The 16,316-nt window shown below is 68.1% G+C and carries 14 protein-coding genes and 1 tRNA gene; 1 reads left to right on the forward strand and 14 read right to left on the reverse strand.

All coding sequences use genetic code 11. The annotated features are described in order from the left end of the window. Positions 1–491 precede the first annotated feature (491 nt). The 7 genes from pepQ to rph all read right to left on the reverse strand — a co-directional run bounded on the left by pepQ (position 492) and on the right by rph (position 7,738). Complete coding sequence (gene pepQ, locus AC5P66_RS05415; protein ID WP_099494616.1) at positions 492–1,823, reverse strand: Xaa-Pro dipeptidase; 1,332 nt, start codon at positions 1,821–1,823, stop codon at positions 492–494. 75 nt (positions 1,824–1,898) lie between these two features. Beyond that, positions 1,899–2,273, reverse strand: coding sequence for a PilZ domain-containing protein (locus tag AC5P66_RS05420; protein WP_005418979.1), 375 nt, complete (start codon positions 2,271–2,273; stop codon positions 1,899–1,901). Then, complete coding sequence (locus tag AC5P66_RS05425) at positions 2,270–4,549, reverse strand: DUF1631 family protein (RefSeq protein ID WP_049416814.1); 2,280 nt, start codon at positions 4,547–4,549, stop codon at positions 2,270–2,272. The genes AC5P66_RS05420 and AC5P66_RS05425 overlap by 4 nt, the downstream gene beginning before the upstream one ends. Positions 4,550–4,750: 201 nt before the next feature. Further along, positions 4,751–5,977 carry a radical SAM family heme chaperone HemW gene (gene hemW / locus AC5P66_RS05430; protein ID WP_241896268.1) on the reverse strand — a complete coding sequence of 409 codons (1,227 nt, stop codon included), beginning with the start codon at positions 5,975–5,977 and terminating at the stop codon, positions 4,751–4,753. Between the two features lie 56 nt (positions 5,978–6,033). Beyond that, positions 6,034–6,630, reverse strand: coding sequence for an RdgB/HAM1 family non-canonical purine NTP pyrophosphatase (gene rdgB / locus AC5P66_RS05435; protein ID WP_005410891.1), 597 nt, complete (start codon positions 6,628–6,630; stop codon positions 6,034–6,036). Then, positions 6,627–7,016, reverse strand: a complete 390-nt coding sequence (locus AC5P66_RS05440) for a VOC family protein (protein WP_032956062.1) — start codon at positions 7,014–7,016, stop codon at positions 6,627–6,629. The genes rdgB and AC5P66_RS05440 overlap by 4 nt, the downstream gene beginning before the upstream one ends. After that, complete coding sequence (gene rph, locus AC5P66_RS05445) at positions 7,013–7,738, reverse strand: ribonuclease PH (protein ID WP_014648280.1); 726 nt, start codon at positions 7,736–7,738, stop codon at positions 7,013–7,015. Before rph ends, AC5P66_RS05440 begins: the two co-directional genes overlap by 4 nt. A gap of 124 nt (positions 7,739–7,862) precedes the next feature. On the opposite strand from rph, the gene AC5P66_RS05450 reads away from it, so the two are divergent. Beyond that, entirely contained in the window at positions 7,863–8,723 is an 861-nt protein-coding gene (locus AC5P66_RS05450) for a YicC/YloC family endoribonuclease (RefSeq protein ID WP_099494617.1), read from the forward strand. A 57-nt stretch (positions 8,724–8,780) separates the two neighbouring features. Here AC5P66_RS05450 and selD read toward each other — a convergent pair whose 3' ends face one another. The 7 genes from selD to fdxH all read right to left on the reverse strand — a co-directional run bounded on the left by selD (position 8,781) and on the right by fdxH (position 16,306). After that, on the reverse strand, positions 8,781–9,860 hold the full coding sequence (gene selD / locus AC5P66_RS05455) for a selenide, water dikinase SelD (protein ID WP_099494618.1): 1,080 nt from the start codon (positions 9,858–9,860) through the stop codon (positions 8,781–8,783). A 26-nt stretch (positions 9,861–9,886) separates the two neighbouring features. Further along, positions 9,887–9,982, reverse strand: a tRNA-Sec gene (locus AC5P66_RS05460). 24 nt (positions 9,983–10,006) lie between these two features. Then, positions 10,007–11,938 (reverse strand): selenocysteine-specific translation elongation factor, encoded by a 1,932-nt coding sequence (gene selB / locus AC5P66_RS05465; RefSeq protein WP_495216116.1) that lies wholly within the window; start codon positions 11,936–11,938, stop codon positions 10,007–10,009. Next, positions 11,935–13,359 (reverse strand): L-seryl-tRNA(Sec) selenium transferase, encoded by a 1,425-nt coding sequence (selA, locus tag AC5P66_RS05470; protein WP_099494619.1) that lies wholly within the window; start codon positions 13,357–13,359, stop codon positions 11,935–11,937. The genes selB and selA overlap by 4 nt, the downstream gene beginning before the upstream one ends. A 3-nt stretch (positions 13,360–13,362) precedes the next feature. Further along, entirely contained in the window at positions 13,363–14,346 is a 984-nt protein-coding gene (fdhE, locus tag AC5P66_RS05475) for a formate dehydrogenase accessory protein FdhE (RefSeq protein WP_099494620.1), read from the reverse strand. Between the two features lie 398 nt (positions 14,347–14,744). Continuing rightward, a complete protein-coding gene (locus AC5P66_RS05480; protein WP_099494621.1) occupies positions 14,745–15,392 on the reverse strand; it encodes a formate dehydrogenase subunit gamma in 648 nt (215 codons plus the stop codon). Continuing rightward, entirely contained in the window at positions 15,389–16,306 is a 918-nt protein-coding gene (gene fdxH, locus AC5P66_RS05485; protein WP_049412770.1) for a formate dehydrogenase subunit beta, read from the reverse strand. The genes AC5P66_RS05480 and fdxH overlap by 4 nt, the downstream gene beginning before the upstream one ends. Between the last annotated feature and the right edge of the window lie 10 nt (positions 16,307–16,316).

The following is a 16,316-nucleotide window of genomic DNA, read 5'->3' on the forward strand; positions in this document are numbered from 1 at the left end:
CCAGCAACTGTTCGGGCGGATCAAGGGAGATTCCGGCGTGGGCGCCAAGCTACATGGCGATCGTCGAGATCCAGGCTTACACGGCGGCCCACGCCGGCTCTCGACACCTACGCTGCCAGATTCCGATCAGATAAGGCTTGGTCGCCGCATCCATGCGGCTCACACCCCGCAAACCCACAGTGCCCCGCCTTCGACAGGTTCACGCGGCTGTTGGTAACGGCGGTTGTTGGTTCGCGCGGCTGTTGGTAGGTGTCGACCTTGGTCGACACAGAGCGAGCGCAGCAAGCGACCCGCTTTTGCTTTTCTTTTTTCTTTTCCGTGGTTGGACGCGCGCAGGAAACTGTCAAAGGTGGGGCGGGTGGGCCATGCAGGGGCGTTGGCGCCATGGATGGCGCCATCGAGCTTACAGGGACGTACTTGCAGCGTCTCCTGCATGGCCCACCCGCCCCGCCAAGCGCGGCTATTGCTCCAAGCAGCCAACCACGAGGGGCTCAGCCGTTCGCTGCCGCAAACTCCGGCCGCGTCAGGTTGTCCGCCTCGCCCTCGGTGCACAGCACTTCGTCTTCGATGCGGATGCCGCCATACGGACGGAAGAAGTCCACGCGGTCCCAGTTGATCGCATCACCGTGGCCAGCGTCCTTCACTTCATTCAACAGCATGTCGATGAAGTACAGGCCCGGTTCGACGGTCACCACCATGCCCGGCTCCAGCACGCGGGTCAGGCGCAGGTACGGGTGGCCGGCCGGGCGCTCGATGCGGCCGCCTTCGTCGCTGGCCGCGAAACCGGCCACGTCGTGCACCTGCAGGCCGATCAGGTGGCCGATACCATGCGGGAAGAACGCGGCGCTGACGCCGGTCTCCAGCGCGGTCTGCGGCGACACCTTGATCACGCCGAACTCCTTCAGCACGCCCATCAGCGAAAGGTGCGCATCCACGTGCAGCTGCTTGTAGTCAAAGCCCGGCCGCACCGCTGCGCACATCCGCTGCTGGGCAGCGTCGACGGCGGCGATCATCGCCGCAAACTCGTCGTGGCCCTGCGCGGCGTAGGTACGGGTGATGTCGCTGGCGTAGCCGTGGGCACTGGCGCCGGCATCGATCAGGAAGCTGCGCAGCGGCTGCGGTGCCTTGCGACCCAGCTCGGTGTAGTGCAGCACGGCGGCATGTTCATTCAGCGCCACGATGTTGCCGTACGGCAGCTCGTTGGCATCCTGGCCGACCGCCTGGCAGTACGCCATGTGGATGCTGAACTCGTCGGCGCCATTGCGGAATGCGGCTTCGGCAGCGCGGTGGCCGCGCACGCCCAGCACCTGGGCCTGGCGCATCAGGGCGATCTCATACGGTGTCTTGCTGCCGCGGTGCCATTCCAGATAGTTCACCACCGGGGCCGGGTTGTTCGGCACGTAGCTGCCCAGCGCGCTCTGCGGCTCGCCGAGGATCGCGCAGCGCGATGGATCGGCCGGCAGCAGCGCCAGCGCGTCTTCCGGCTTGCGGATGATGTGGATGTCGAAGTGATCCACCCACCAGCCGCTGGGGGCATCCGGCACCACGTGCCAGTAGTCGAAGGGCTGGTGGAAGATCACCGCCGGGCGCGTGCCGGGGGTGAACACGATCCAGCTGTTGGGCACGCGGGTCAGCGGCAACCAGGCCTTGAACTGCGGATTGACCGCGTACGGGTAGTCGCGATCATCGAACACCTGGTAGTGCAGGGTGCCACTGGGCACCACCAGGTGATCGAAGCCGCCGCGGGCCAGCGCCTGTTCGGCACGTCGGCACAGCACGGCCAGGTGGTCGGAATACAGGGCGCCGGGGTCTTGCTGGATCATTGCGGTGGCTCGACACGGAAAACGGCCCTAGATTCTGCCGCATACCGGGAAAAACCGCTGTGCTGGAACCGGCACTCAGGCCGTCGAAACCGGCCCCTCGTCGCTGTCTTCGCCCACCCACTGGCGCAGCAGCTGCCGATGCTCGCGCGACAGGGTCAGGAAGCGGAAGCCGGTCCAGCTCTGTCCGGGGGCGTGTGCGGGTTCGCTCCACAGCAGGTGCACGCCCACGTCGATGTCCTGGTGGCGGCCGTCGCCCAGCGGCAGGGGGAAGCGCAACTGGTACAGCGCATCCTCGCGCAACGGTGCGCTGGCCAGCATCAGCATGCCGGTTTCGGAGATATTGCCGAGCCGGCCCACCACGCTTTCGCGCATCTGGTCGGTGACCGGTACCAGGTCCGAGACCTGGCGGCGCGGCGCGCGGCGGGTGTCCTGCGGCGGTTGGGTGATCATGCGGAAGTCTCCTGGGTATGGCCGGCCGCCAGTGCACGCAATGCGCCAAGGCTGGCCTCCCAGGCACGGTCAACCAGCCGGGCCTTGTCCTCAGTGACCAGCTGCGCCTGGCCGGCACTGATCTGCCGGGCCAGCGTATCCAGGTCGGTATCGGCGATCTTCTGCCCGCGCGGATTGACCAGCAGGGCGTGGCCGGTCAGCAGGCTGTACCAGGACAGGCGCTGGCGGCGCAGTGTGCCATCGCCGGTATCGATGTCGAACCAGCTGCCGAAGGGCAGGGAGGACAGCTGCTGGTAAGCGGCTTCCTCGGCACTGCTGCGCGGTGTGGCGGGCGTCGTGCCGGCGGCCGTACCGGCGTGCTCGCCCAGGCGCGCGCGTGCCTTCAGGCGGGCACTGAGTTCGGTACGCGAGGTGCTCTCGTCCTCGCCGCCAGGCGTGGCCAGCCTGCGTGCGACGGCGGCGGCTTCCTCGGCGTGGTAGCCGACCTGCAGCAGGGCGGCCTCGACTTCGGCAGCAAGCGTTGCATCGGTGCCGCCGGGCGCATCAACGGGTTGCGCGGTGATGGTGGCAATGCGTTGGGTCTGCTGCAGGCGTTCCTGCCACTGCGGTGAATCGTCGCCGTGGCGCAGGCGGGTCAGGGTGAGGGCATCGGCCCAGGCCTGGCGCAGCAGGGTCTGCACGAAGCGGGGCGGCTCCTGCGCGTCGCAGCACTGGTCGATCTGTGCGCTGGCCTGGCGCCGGGCCAGTTCCAGCCGCTCCTTGCCGCGGGCGGCTTCCACATGGCGGCGCTCGGCCAGCTCGGCGCGATGCGCTGCGGCGCGCTGATGCTGCTGCACGTCCTCGTTCGCGCTGGCGAAGGCCTCCGGCGCCCGCGCATCCTGGCCCAGCAGGCCCTGCACGCTCTGTGCCATGCGCTGCAGCAACTGCGGGTCGACATCATCGTCGCCCAGCCAGTTGGCGCCGACTTCGGCAATCTGGTTGAGCAGTTCGCGCGCGGGGTGCTCGTCGCGCACGAAGAAGCCGGGGTCGGCCATTGCCGCACGTGCCAGCGGTACCTGCAGGCGCGCCAGCAGGGCGGCCGGCACCGGGTCCGGACGCTGCTGCTGCTGCACCTGCTGCATCAGCATGCGCAGCAGGTCGAGGCTGTCGCGGTCGTGGCTGCCCAGCTGGGCCTGCGTGCCATGCTCGCTGCGCAGTTGCGCCACCACGGCCGCCTGCAGGTCGGCTACGCCGGTGGCGGCGCTGGACTGCGCCTGCAGGCGTGCGAGGACCGCATCCACGGCCGCGCTCGGCACAGCATCGCGATCCGCAGGTGCTGCGCTGGCATGGCGTGCCTGCTGCAGCAGCGCATGCAGCGCGCTGCCCGTGGAGGTGGTCAGGCCCGGCAAGGCCGCGCCGGCCGTGCTGTCATCCTGGAAAGCGTCCTGCACCAGGCTCGACCAGGAGCCGGCCGGTGCCGATCCGTTCCAGCCGGTCAGTGGCGCGGCGGCACGCTTTGCCGGCTGCGTGGTGCGACCACCGCCCACCGACTGGGTGATGATCCGCCGGGTGCTCGATGAACGCGCCAGATAGGGGGTGTAGACCAGACCGGGCAGCACGCCGTGCTGGGCCAACAGGGCATTGGCACGGTCGAGGATGTCGCCCAGGCGTTCCAGCACCTGGCGTTCGAAGCTGCGGTACAGCGCCAGCTGAACGTCGACAGCGAGCGAATCCTGTTCGGCAATCCGGCGCAGCATGGCGCACAGTGCCTGCGGTGCCAGCGGCAGGGTGTCGGCCTCGAAGGCCGGTGCTGCCGCCAGTACGCCCAGGCGTTGGCCCAGCAGGTTCAGCGTGTTGGTCGAACGCAGCGTCTCCCGCCGCACCATCTCGGTCAGCAGCAGGTCGCGGTCCACTTCATGTTCATCGACCAGCGACAGCCCGAGCATTCCGGGAAGCGGAGGCGGCGTGGAACCGGTGCTGAAGTGGGCCGTGGGTTCGCGCAGCCGTATCAGCGCATCGGCCACGGCATCAAGCATGCGGTCAGCGAAATGACCGGAAAAGGCATGCAACTGGCCGCGCTGGGCCATCAACTCCGCCTGCAGCTGCGGATTGCGCGCGCGATCCGCGTCGTGCAGCAGCGTCTGCTCCAACGCTTCGACGGTCAGGATCAGCGGCGCGGCCAGCGTTTGCCGGCACAGGCCGATCAACGCGCCCAGCAGCTCACGCACCCGCGGTGGCAGGTCGCTGGCGGCCAGGCGGGTTTTGTCGGCAGAGGTAATGGAAAAGACAGCTGACATCGGCGAGCGGTACCCGGATTCCCGCGGATCGATCTTGTGAATCTACCGTGTCGGCCGCAGTCGGCGCTACTTTAGGGTGAACGTGTCTCACGTCCGCTGGGGAGGGACGACGGATGAACGGTGGTGCCGGTCGCTGGCCGGCAGCGCTGTCTCCACCGGAGTACCGGCCAGCGGCCGGCGCTACCCGCTACGGCGGAAGGTTTAGTCCTCCAGGAACAGGCTCACCACGTCGTTGGTGAACCGGCGGCCCAGCTCGGTCGGCTGCACGTGGCCCTCCGCCACGTCCAGCCAGCCGCGCTGCACGGCCTCGGCCAGCGGCGCGTCCAGCACGCTGCGCGGCAGCCCGGTGCGCGACTCGAAATCGCGCAGGCCGAAACCTTCGTGCAGGCGCAGCAGGTTGAGCATGTACTCGAACGGCAGGCGCTCGGCTGCGATCACATCGTCACCACCGAACGAGGCCGGCGTGCCGGCGCTGTCCAGGTAGGCCTGCGGGTGCTTCAGTTTCCAGCGGCGCAGCACGTGTTCTTCGGCGCCCGAGCTGATCTTGCCGTGCGCACCGGCACCGATGCCCAGGTAATCGCCGAAGCGCCAGTAGTTCAGGTTGTGCGCACTCTGCCGGCCGGGGCGCGCGTAGGCGCTGACCTCGTACTGGCCGAAACCGGCCTGCGCCAGCAGCACCTGGCAGTGCTCCTGCATGTCCCAAGCGTTGTCTTCATCGGGAATGCCCTGCGGCGGACGCGCGAAGAACACCGTATTCGGTTCCAGGGTCAGCTGGTAGTGCGAGATATGGGCCGGTTGCAGTGCAAATGCACGTTCCAGATCGGCCTCGGCACCGGCCAGGGTCTGTTCCGGAAGCGCGTACATCAGGTCGATGTTGACGTTGTCGTAGCCCGCGTCCTGCGCCATCTTCACCGCGCGCTCGGCTTCGCCACTGTCGTGGATGCGGCCCAGGCGCTTGAGCATTGCATCGTCGAAACTCTGGATGCCGAAGCTGAGGCGGTTCACGCCGGCTGCGCGGTAGCGGTCGAAGCGGCCATGCTCGGCGGTGCCCGGGTTGGTCTCCAGGGTGATCTCGGCATTGGGTGCGAAGCGCAGGCGCGCGCTGGCCTGCTGCAGGAAACGATCGATCGCTTCCGGCGGGAACAGGCTGGGCGTACCGCCGCCGAAGAACACGCTGTGCACCACCCGGCCCCAGACCAGCGGCAGATCCTGGTCGAGATCGCGCAGCAGCGCATCGATGTAGGCATCGAACGGCAGCTCACCCTTGGCTTGGTGCGAGTTGAAATCGCAGTACGGGCACTTGCGCACGCACCACGGCAGGTGCACGTACAACGACAGCGGTGGTGGCACCAGTCGCGGCGGACTGGCGTGGCCAGCGGAGCAGGCTTCGCCCGGCAGGTGGTTGCAGTGGTCGTGGTCGTGCGGCATGGGCTTCTTCGGTAGTGCCGGCCGCTGGCCGGCTTCCCTGGTTCGATCGGGTGGCGTCAGTACAGCGTCGCCAGCTGCTGCTTGAGCTGCTGCAGGGCAATGGCACGGTGACTGATGGCATTCTTCAGTGCCGGCTCCATTTCCGCAGCGGTCAGGCCGTGGGTGGTATCCAGAAATACCGGGTTGTAGCCAAAACCGTTCGTGCCACGCAGTTCGCGGATGATCTGTCCTTCCCAGCGGCCTTCGCAGATCAGCGGCTGCGGATCGGTGGCGTGGCGCAGCAGCACGATCACCGCGTAGAAGCGGGCGCTGCGCTGGCCGTCGGGAATGTCGGCCATCGCGTCCAGCAGCTTGGCGTTGTTGGCCGCCGCATTGGTCGGGTGGCCGGCATAGCGCGCGCTGTACAGGCCGGGCGCGCCGCCGAGTGCGTCGACGATCAGGCCCGAATCATCGGCCAGTGCCGGCAGGCCGGTCGCTTCGCAGGCCGCGCGTGCCTTCAGCAGCGCATTCTCGACGAAGGTCAGGCCGGTCTCTTCCACGTCGCCCAGGCCCAGTTCGGCGGCCGAGGTGATCTGCAGCGGCAGGTCGGCGAGGATCTCCTGCATCTCCACCAGCTTGCCGGCGTTGTGGCTGGCCAGTACCAGTTTCTTCATTGACGGGGCTCCAGCAGGTCCCAGGTGTTGCCATACAGGTCGCGGAACACTGCGACCGTTGCATAGGGTTCTTCGCGCGGTGCTTCCAGGAACTCGACGCCGGCGGCCAGCATCGCCGCGTGGTCGCGGTGGAAGTCATCGGTGTTGAGGAAGAAGGCGACGCGGCCACCGGTCTGGTTGCCGATGCGGCTGCGCTGTTCCTCGTCGCTGGCGCGTGCCAGCAGCAGGGCGGCGGCGCTGCCGTCGGTCGGGCCGACCACTACCCAGCGCTTGTGCCCCTGGTCGATGTCTTCGAGCAATGCGAAGCCGAGCTTGCCGGTGTACCAGGCAATGGCTTCGTCATAGTCGGCAACCACCAGGGTGGTCAGGGCGATGCGCCGGTTCATGCTGACAGCGCCGCCTGCTGTGCGGCCAGCAGCTCGGCCACGCCCTTCTCGGCCAGGCCCAGCAGCGCGTCCAGTTCATCGCGACGGAAGGCGTGGCCTTCGGCGGTGCCCTGCAGCTCGATGAAGCCGCCACCGTCGTTCATCACCACGTTCATGTCGGTGTCGCAGTCGCTGTCTTCGGCGTAGTCCAGGTCCAGCACCGGGGTGCCGCGGTACACGCCTACCGACACTGCTGCAACTGCGCCCAGGACCGGGTTGCGCTTGATGTCGCCACGCTTCATCAGCACGTTCACCGCATCGACCAGGGCCACATAGGCGCCGGTGATGGCGGCGGTGCGGGTGCCACCGTCGGCCTGCAGCACGTCGCAGTCCAGGGTGATGGTGCGTTCGCCCAGCGCATTGCGGTCCACGCAGGCACGCAGGCTGCGGCCGATCAGGCGCTGGATCTCCAGCGTGCGACCGCCCTGCTTGCCACGGGCCGCTTCGCGGTCGCTGCGGGTATGGGTGGCGCGCGGCAGCATGCCGTACTCGGCGGTGACCCAGCCTTCGCCCTTGCCGCGCAGGAAGCCCGGCACGCGGTTCTCGACGCTGGCGGTGCACAGCACGCGGGTTTCACCGAAGCACACCAGCACCGAACCTTCGGCGTGGCGGGTGAAGCCGCGTTGGATGACGACCGGGCGGAGCTGGTCGGGCTGGCGGCCGCTGGGGCGGGAATCGGACATGGTGCGGGTTCCGTAATGGCAAGGGAGTACGCCGCCACGCCCGCGGCCTTCACGGGGCGGGCAAGGGGGCTCTGGTGAGGGCGCTAGGGTACCATTCCCCCTTTGCACGCACCGGACACATTCCATGATTCGAAGCATGACCGCCTATGCCGGCGGCGAGCGGGTCACCCCGTGGGGCACGCTGGGCTGCGAGCTGCGCTCGGTCAACCACCGCTTCCTGGAGGTCGGCACCCGCCTGCCCGAGGAACTGCGGGCGCTGGAACCGCAGCTGCGCGAGCGCATCGCCGCGCGCCTGAGCCGTGGCAAGCTGGATCTGGTGATGCGCCTGCGTGCGCCGGAAGCCGCCGCCAACCTGCAGGTGGACGAGGCCCTGCTGGGCCAGCTGGGCCGCTTGGCGCACCGCCTGACCTCCGATTTCCCCAATCTGCAGGTCAGTTTCACCGAGCTGCTGCAGCTGCCCGGCGTGACCCGTGGCGAGGCCACCGATGCCGCCGCCCTGCAGGTCGAGGCGCTGGCCCTGCTCGACCAGGTACTGGACGGCTTCGTCGAGGCGCGTGAACGCGAAGGCGGCAAGTTGTCGGCGGCCATCAGTGAGCGCGTGGACGGCATCGAACGCATTGCCACCGAAGTGCACACCTTGATTCCGGCCATTCGCGACGGCCAGCGCGCCAAGCTGGCCGCCCGCCTGGCTGACCTGCCGCACCCGGTCGACCCTGGTCGTGCCGAACAGGAGCTGGTGCTGTGGCTGCAGAAGCTGGACGTGGATGAGGAGCTGGACCGCCTCGGCAGCCACATCGTCGAGATCCGACGCGTGCTCAAGCAGCGCGAGCCGGTCGGCCGCCGCCTGGACTTCCTGCTGCAGGAGTTCAACCGCGAAGCCAATACGCTGGGCTCGAAGTCGGTGGACAGCCGTACGTCCAATGCGGCGGTCGAGCTGAAGGTGCTGATCGACCAGATCCGCGAACAGGTGCAGAACATCGAGTGATGTTGCATCCGGCAACAGCGCAGGGGCGCCTCCGGGCGCCCTTGTCGCTTCAACGCATCAGCGCACGCTGACGCCCGGCGCGCCTTCGGCCAACCGTCCCACCACGGTCGCCTGGCCGAACCCGGCGTCTTGGAAGCAGGCCAGCACCGCATCCACTGCCTCCGGGGCACAGGACACCAAGAGCCCGCCACTGGTCTGCGGATCGGTCAGCAGTGGCTGCCAGTGGGCGGCCAAGCCCTCGGCGAAGTGAACTTCGGCGCCATACGAGGCCCAGTTGCGATTGGAGGCGCCGGTTACGCAGCCGCGTTGCAGCAGGTCCAGGGACTGCGGCAGCAGCGGGATCTGCGCGCTGTCCACTTCGGCGGCAACGCCACTGGCGCGACACACTTCCAGCAGGTGGCCGAGCAGGCCGAAACCGGTGACGTCGGTCATCGCGTGCACACCGTCCAGCGCGGCCAGCGGCACGCCCACGGTATTCAGGCGGGTGGTCGACGCGATCATCTGCTGGTAGCCCTCGGCATCCAGCACTTCTTTCTTCAGCGCCGATGAATACACGCCCACGCCCAGGGGCTTGCCCAGCACCAGCACATCACCGGCGCGGGCATCGGCATTGCGCCTGAGCCGCTGCGGGTCGAGCACGCCGATCGCGGCCAGGCCATAGATGGGTTCCACCGAATCGATGCTGTGGCCTCCAGCGACCACGATGCCGGCATCGGCGCAGGCACGCTCGCCGCCCTGCAGGATGCCGCGGATGGTCTCCTGCGGCAGCGTGTTGATCGGCATGCCGACGATGGCCAGCGCGAACAATGGTCGCGCGCCCATCGCGTACAGGTCCGACAGCGCGTTGGTGGCGGCGATGCGGCCGAAGTCGAACGGGTCGTCCACAATCGGCATGAAGAAATCGGTGGTCGCGACGATTGCCTGGCGATCATCGAGGCGGTACACCGCGGCGTCGTCGCTGGTCTCGCGGCCGACCAGCAGTTCGGCCGGCGCAGCAAGCGCGGGAACGCCGCGCAGCAGTTCGCTCAGCACGCCCGGCGCGATCTTGCAGCCGCAGCCGCCGCCATGCGCCAGCGAGGTCAGTCGTTGCGGGGCATCGGCCGTTGAAGGGGCGGGGGACTGCACGTGCGTGGCCATGCCGACATCTCCTGCGGAAACACCAATGGCGGAAGGCAGCAGGAGTCGAACCTACCAGGGAACGATCGACGCCCCCTACTGGGTTTGAAGCCCAGCCGCATGCCCGGATGCGCATGCCTTCCGAAAGTACGGCGGCACCGGTGGGCTCAGTCGCGGGCCGCGTTCCACTGCAGGTCGCCGCGCGGCCGATGCTGGTCACCGACGCGTCGAGTGTAGCCAACGCGGTTGAAGAACTCCAAGATCTGGATGCTGCGCTTGCGGCCTAGGCCGATGGCATCGCGGAAGGTGGCCGCATCCACCGTGCCGGTGGCCTGCGACAGCTGCGCGACGATCGCGGCCAGCTCGGCAATGCGGGCCGGTGCATAGAACAGGTCCGGCACCACCTGGAACAGTTCGCCACGCGCGGTGGCGCGGCGCAGGACGGCGCGGACCTCGTCTTCGGCCAGGCCGAAGTCGGTGGCCAGGGTACGCACCCACGGCGGATCGAAACCACTGGCGTGCAGGTGCGGGAGCGCGCGTTCCAGCAGCAGGCGTTCACGCTCCGGCGGCGCGTGGTCGTGACCGGGCAGGCGCCACCACGCGCCCACGCGCTGCAGCGTGCCGTCGGCCAGCAGGTCCTGCAGCAGCGCATTCCAGAGCCCCGTCGCAAGCGTGGGCAGGGTGCTGCGTTGCAGGCGCCCGCTGTCGACACCAGGTTCGTCCGGTCGTCGCTCGTGCCAGTTGCGCAGTGAGGCAGTTACCTGCTCGCGCAGCGCCTGCCAGTGCGAGGCGAGGATGACCACCGTGTCTTCGCGGGTGACGATGCGTCGTGTGTCTGCAGGAAGATCGATCCGGTCGGCCGCGCGCCGGCAGTAGCGTTGCAGGGCGGCCATGGCTATGCCGAAGGAAGCCTGCTGCAACAGCGGGCCGGTTCCCGCCCCTGCCGCCAGCTGCTCCAGTGCGCCCAGCCAGGCGAGCCGTGCCGGGCTGCGCCGGCGCCGCTGTGGCGGGTCCGGATCGAGCACGATGCCACCGCCCAGCGTGCGGATCGCCGCTGAATCACGGGCGATGAAGCGATCACCACACATCGCGCAGACCGGGGCATCGAACACCAGCTGCACCAACTGTCCATCGCCGTGATCGTCGTCCTCCAGCAGCACCACATGGGCCTGCCGATGCATCGTGCCCCAGTGGATGTGCAGCGGCGCCCAGTCGCGCAACGGTGCGGCCAGTGGGGAAAGCCGCAGGCGTACGTCGACGCGACGGGTCGCCCGTAGCGCACGTGGATCGGCGATCCAGTCGCCGCGGTGGATGTCGTCGCGGGCGATGGCGGCCAGGTTCAACGCGCAGCGCTGCCCGGCCATGGCGAGTTCGCTGGGCTGGTTCTGCGCGTGGATGCTGCGTACGCGCACGTCCGTGGCGGTCGGCATCAGCTGCAGATGCTCACCCGCGGCAGCGGTGCCGCCGTGCACTGCGCCGGTCACCAGCGTGCCGTGGCCGGCCAGCGAGAACACGCGGTCCACCGGCATGCGGAACAGCTCGCTGCGCAGTTCGGCCTGGCGCATGCTGGCGTCGTCCGACGCCCACGCGTGCAGCTGGGTACGCAACGCGTTGATGCCGGCATCATCGGGCGCCGTACTGTTGCAGGCGAATACGGGGGAATCCTGCAGCGGCGTGCCGGCCAGCAGCGCGGCGATCTCGATCTCGACCCGGGCGATGCGTGCAGCTTCCACGCGGTCGATCTTGGTCAAGGCCACTACGCCGCGGTCCACGCCCAGCAGCTGCAGGATCGCCAGGTGCTCGAGGGTCTGCGGCATTACACCGTCGTCGGCGGCGATCACCAGCAGGGCGACATCGATGCCGGTGGCGCCAGCCACCATCGTATGCACGAAGCGTTCATGGCCCGGCACGTCGACGAAGCCCAGCGTCGACTCGGCATTCCCGCCGCCTGTGTTCTCCACCTGGACATAGGCATAGCCCAGCTCGATGGAGATGCCGCGCGTGCGTTCTTCCTGCAGGCGATCGGTTTCGATGCCGGTCAGTGCGCGCACCAGGCTGGTCTTGCCATGGTCGATATGCCCGGCGGTGCCGACGATCATGCCTGCAGCGTGCTCCATTGCGCGAGGAAGGCGGCTTCGTCGGTGGGTTCCAGGCAGCGCAGGTCCAGCCAAAGCGCGTCATCGGCAATGCGGCCCAGCACCGGCCGCGGCAGCTGGCGCAAGCGCTTGGCCAAGCGATCCAGCCCGCCGCGACGCGCTGAGGTGATGCGCAGGCCGGCACTGCCCAGCTGCGCCTGCGGCTGGGCACCGCTGCCGATCTGGCTGTACATCAAGGCCGGTTCAAGCGCGTAGTCGGACGCCAGCGACGCGCGCATCGGCTGCAGCAGGCGTTGTGCCTGCTCGTCGATGTCATCCCGCAGGCGCGAAAGGCTGCGCAGGGTCGGCAGCCGCAATGCCAGCAGTTCCGGTTCGCGGTACAGGGCCAGCACGGCTTCCAGTGCGGCCAGGCCCATCTTGTCCATGCGCAGCGCACGCTTGAGCGGGTTGCGGTTGATCCGCGCGATCAGGTCGGCGCGGCCGGCGATGATCCCGGCCTGGGGGCCGCCCAGCAGTTTGTCGCCACTGAACGAGACCAGATCGGCGCCGGCCGCCAGTGCTTCCTGCACGGTGGGCTCGTGCGGCAGGCCGAAGGCCGCCAGATCGCACAGGCTGCCACTGCCCAGGTCCACCACCAGCGGCAGGCCGTGCTCGTGCGCGATCGCAGCCATTGCCGCAGTGTCGACCTTGGCAGTGAAGCCGGTAATCGCGTAGTTGCTGGCATGCACTTCCATCAGCAACGCGGTACGTGCGCCGATGGCATGGGCGAAGTCGGCCGGGTGGGTGCGGTTGGTGGTGCCCACTTCCAGCAGCCGCGCGCCGGCGCTGCGCATCACATCGGGAATGCGGAAGGCGCCGCCGATCTCCACCAGTTCGCCGCGCGAGACGACCACCTCGCGGCGGTTGGCCAGGCTGTTGAGCAGCAGCAGGACCGCCGCTGCATTGTTGTTGACCACGGTGGCGGCTTCGGCGCCGGTCAGCTCGCAGACCAGCGCCTGCGCGCGTGCATCGCGGTCGCCCCGGCGGCCGCGGGTGATGTCGAATTCCAGGTCAACCGGCGCGGTCATCGCGCGGGTGACCGCCTGCACGGCGACATCGGGCAACAGGGCGCGGCCCAGGTTGGTGTGCAGCACGGTGCCGGTCAGGTTGAACATCGGCAGCAGGTCCAGCCGTGCATCGGCTGCCAGTGCGGCTTCGACCGCTGCCACCAGCGCCGGGCCGTCGACCGCTTCCTGCAGCTGCGCGGTCGACAACTGGCCGCCGCTGACGCCCTCACGCAGCAGCTGCAGGTGCGAACGCAGCAGCTGGGTGATGCGGCTTCGACCGTGGCCTTCGATCAGTGGCGCCAGTGCAGGCAGGCGCAGCAGCCGGTCCAGCGAAGGCAGGGCGGCGGCCGATACCGGCGTGGCGTGCGTGCGTGGCATCGGTCAGTCGCCGTCGGATTGCCACAGCAGCGGGTTCTGGCTGGCGCGCGCATAGCCTTCCTCGGCCAGCAGCAGGTCCAGCGCCAGCGTGCCGAGGTCATCGGCCACCGGCTCCAGTGACGGATCCTTCTCCAGGTACAGGATCTTGCGATAGCTGCGGCAGTGGTCGCAGGTCTCGGCGCGCACCGCACTTTCGCGCACCGCCTCGCCGCTGTCGCCGTCCACCTCGGCCAGGGCGCGATAGGCAATGTCCTTGCCGGCGGCGCCGCACTGGCTGCACTGCACGCGCACGTAATGCCACTGGCAGGCACACAGCGAGCACGACAGGTAGCGATAGGCGGCGTAGGGCGGGCGCGCCTGCACCACGCTGGCCACTGGCAGCGTGCCACAGAGCGGGCACAGGCCTGGCGCATCGGCCAGCGGCTTCAGGTCGGTCGGATGGAAGCTGGCGGCGAGCACCGCCCAGTACACCTGCAGCGCGTTCATCACCAGCAGCGCGGCGACGGCGTCGACCGAGGGCGCGTCATCGCGTTCCAGCACCGCATGCGCCTGTGCATCCAACCACGCATCATCAGCAGCCGCGACGCGTTGCAGCTCCTGCCGGGTTTCCGCCGGTAGGCCCGTTTCGTCGGCACAGTGCTGGCACAGCGTGCGCAGCCAGTCGCGCCAGCGTCCATCCAGCTGCAGTGTGTTGGCCGGCCGCAACGGCATGCCGGCACCGGCCGCCGCACTCGACTGCTGCGCACGCGCCTGCGACTGCAGAGCTTCGCGCTGCTGCGGTGTCAGTTCATCCAGCAGCGCCTGCTGGGCATCAGCGAGCGCCGCCAGCAGCTGCAGGTAGCCGCCGATGGCACTATGCGCGGCCAGGCTGCGCAGGCGCTTGGCGCGCTCGGCGAACAGCGACGTGATATCGGGCAGGATGATGCGCGGTACATCGCGCGAGGCCAGCGTTTCGATCTCACCGGGTTCAAGGATGCGTTGCGCCATGCAGGGCCAGCCAGAAGAACCAGCCTCCATCCTCGCCGTTGTCGGCGCTCGCGTCCAGCGTGTTCAAACAACGCAGTCGAGCAAAACAGTCGAGCATGGCTCGACTCTACAAAATCCGGTTTCTGTCGTTGCCATGTTCATCGTGTCGACCAAGGTCGACACCCACCAAGAGCAGCTCATGCCATTCCGACAGCAGCGGGAAACTGTCGAAGGCGGAGTGGGTCCGGTTGCGGGGGTGTCTGCGGCATGGATGCCGCGGCCAAGCCCCCAAGGACGGGTTTACGGCGTCCCCCGCAACCGGACCCACCCCGCCACCCCTCAGGAAGCCCGCTCTTGACGTTGACGTTGACGTTGACGTTGACGTTGCCTCTGCGGGTGCAGGGCCGCAGGCCCTGCCGCTAACCCTCCTCCCGGCGCCCGCGCAGGATGTCGCGGAACCACTGCCGGTGGTGCTTGTACGCCCAGCCATAGGTCACCTTGCCCTGGGTCATCGCCCGCACCGATCCCTTGATCCAGAGCGCCGCATAGATGTGCACCACGATCGCACACACCAGTACCCAGCCGAACAGCGCATGGGCGAGGACCGAGAAGCGGATCACTCCGATCGGGAAGAAGTGGCTGAAATACTGCCGCCAGATCACGAAGCCGGTCAGCAGCAGCGCCGACAGGCAGCCGATGATGGCCCAGAACAGCAGTTTCTGGCCGGCATTGAAGCGGCCCACCGGCGGCAGCTTCTCATCTTCGTTGCGCAGTACATCGCGCATGCCGCGCATCCATGCGCGATCGTCGGCGGTCGGCAGGTTGTCGCGCCACATGCGGAACGCCAGCAATGTGAAACCCACCACCATGGCCAGCCCGATGAACGGATGCAGGATGCGCGTCCACGGGCCGCCACCAAACAGCTGGGTCAACGGGAACAGGGCAGGGTGGAACAGCGCCAGCCCGGACAGCGCGGTCAGCACGAAGCAGATCGCCACGATCCAGTGATTGATGCGGGTCGGCGCGCGGTAACGGATGATCTGCCGCGGGTGCGGGGCGTACTTCATGGCCGCTGCTCCTCTTCGATCTTCTTCGCTTCGTGTTCGGCGGCCTCTTCTTCCTCGTCATTGACCGTGTTGCGGCCGATGCCGATGTAATGCAGGAACCCAGCAAAGGCCGTGGCGGCGATCGCCAGCACGCCCAGCGGCTTGGCGACGCCCTTCCAGACTTCCACCATCGGGCTGATGCGCGGGTCCTTGGGCAGGTCGGCGTAGAGCTCGGGCTTGTCCACATGCTGCAGCACGTACATCACATGGGTACCGCCGACGCCCTGCGGGTCGTACAGGCCGGCGTTCTCGTAGCCGCGCGACTTCAGGTCTTCGACGCGGCCGGCGGCATGCTCGGTCATCGCCTGCTTGCTGCCGAAGGTGATCGCCCCGGTCGGGCAGGTCTTCACGCAGGCCGGCTCCTGGCCGACCGCCACCCGGTCCGAACACAACGTGCACTTGTACGCCTTGTGGTCCTTCTTGGAGATGCGCGGTACATCGAACGGGCAGCCGGTCACGCAGTAGCCGCAGCCGATGCAGTTCTCTTCCTGGAAGTCGACGATGCCGTTTGCATACTGGATGATTGCGCCCGGCGACGGGCAGGCCTTCAGGCAGCCCGGGTCGCTGCAGTGCATGCAGCCCTCCTTTCGGATCAGCCACTCCAGCTTGCCCTTCTCGTCCTCGTACTCGCGGAACTTCATCACCGTCCACGACTGGTCACTCAGGTCGGGCGGGTTGTCATAGCTGCCGACGCAGCTGCCGACCTCGTCGCGCAGGTCGTTCCACTCCATGCAGGCGACCTGGCAGGCCTTGCAGCCGATGCACTTGCTCACATCGATCAATTTGGCGACCTGGCCGGTGTGCGCACCGCGCGCCTCCGGCGAGGGCGTGGTGGTAGCCGAGCGGCGGATGATGTCCAGCGATTGCAGTGACATGGCGTGTCTC

Source organism: Stenotrophomonas sp. YJH_SMC_122, from assembly GCF_059369535.1.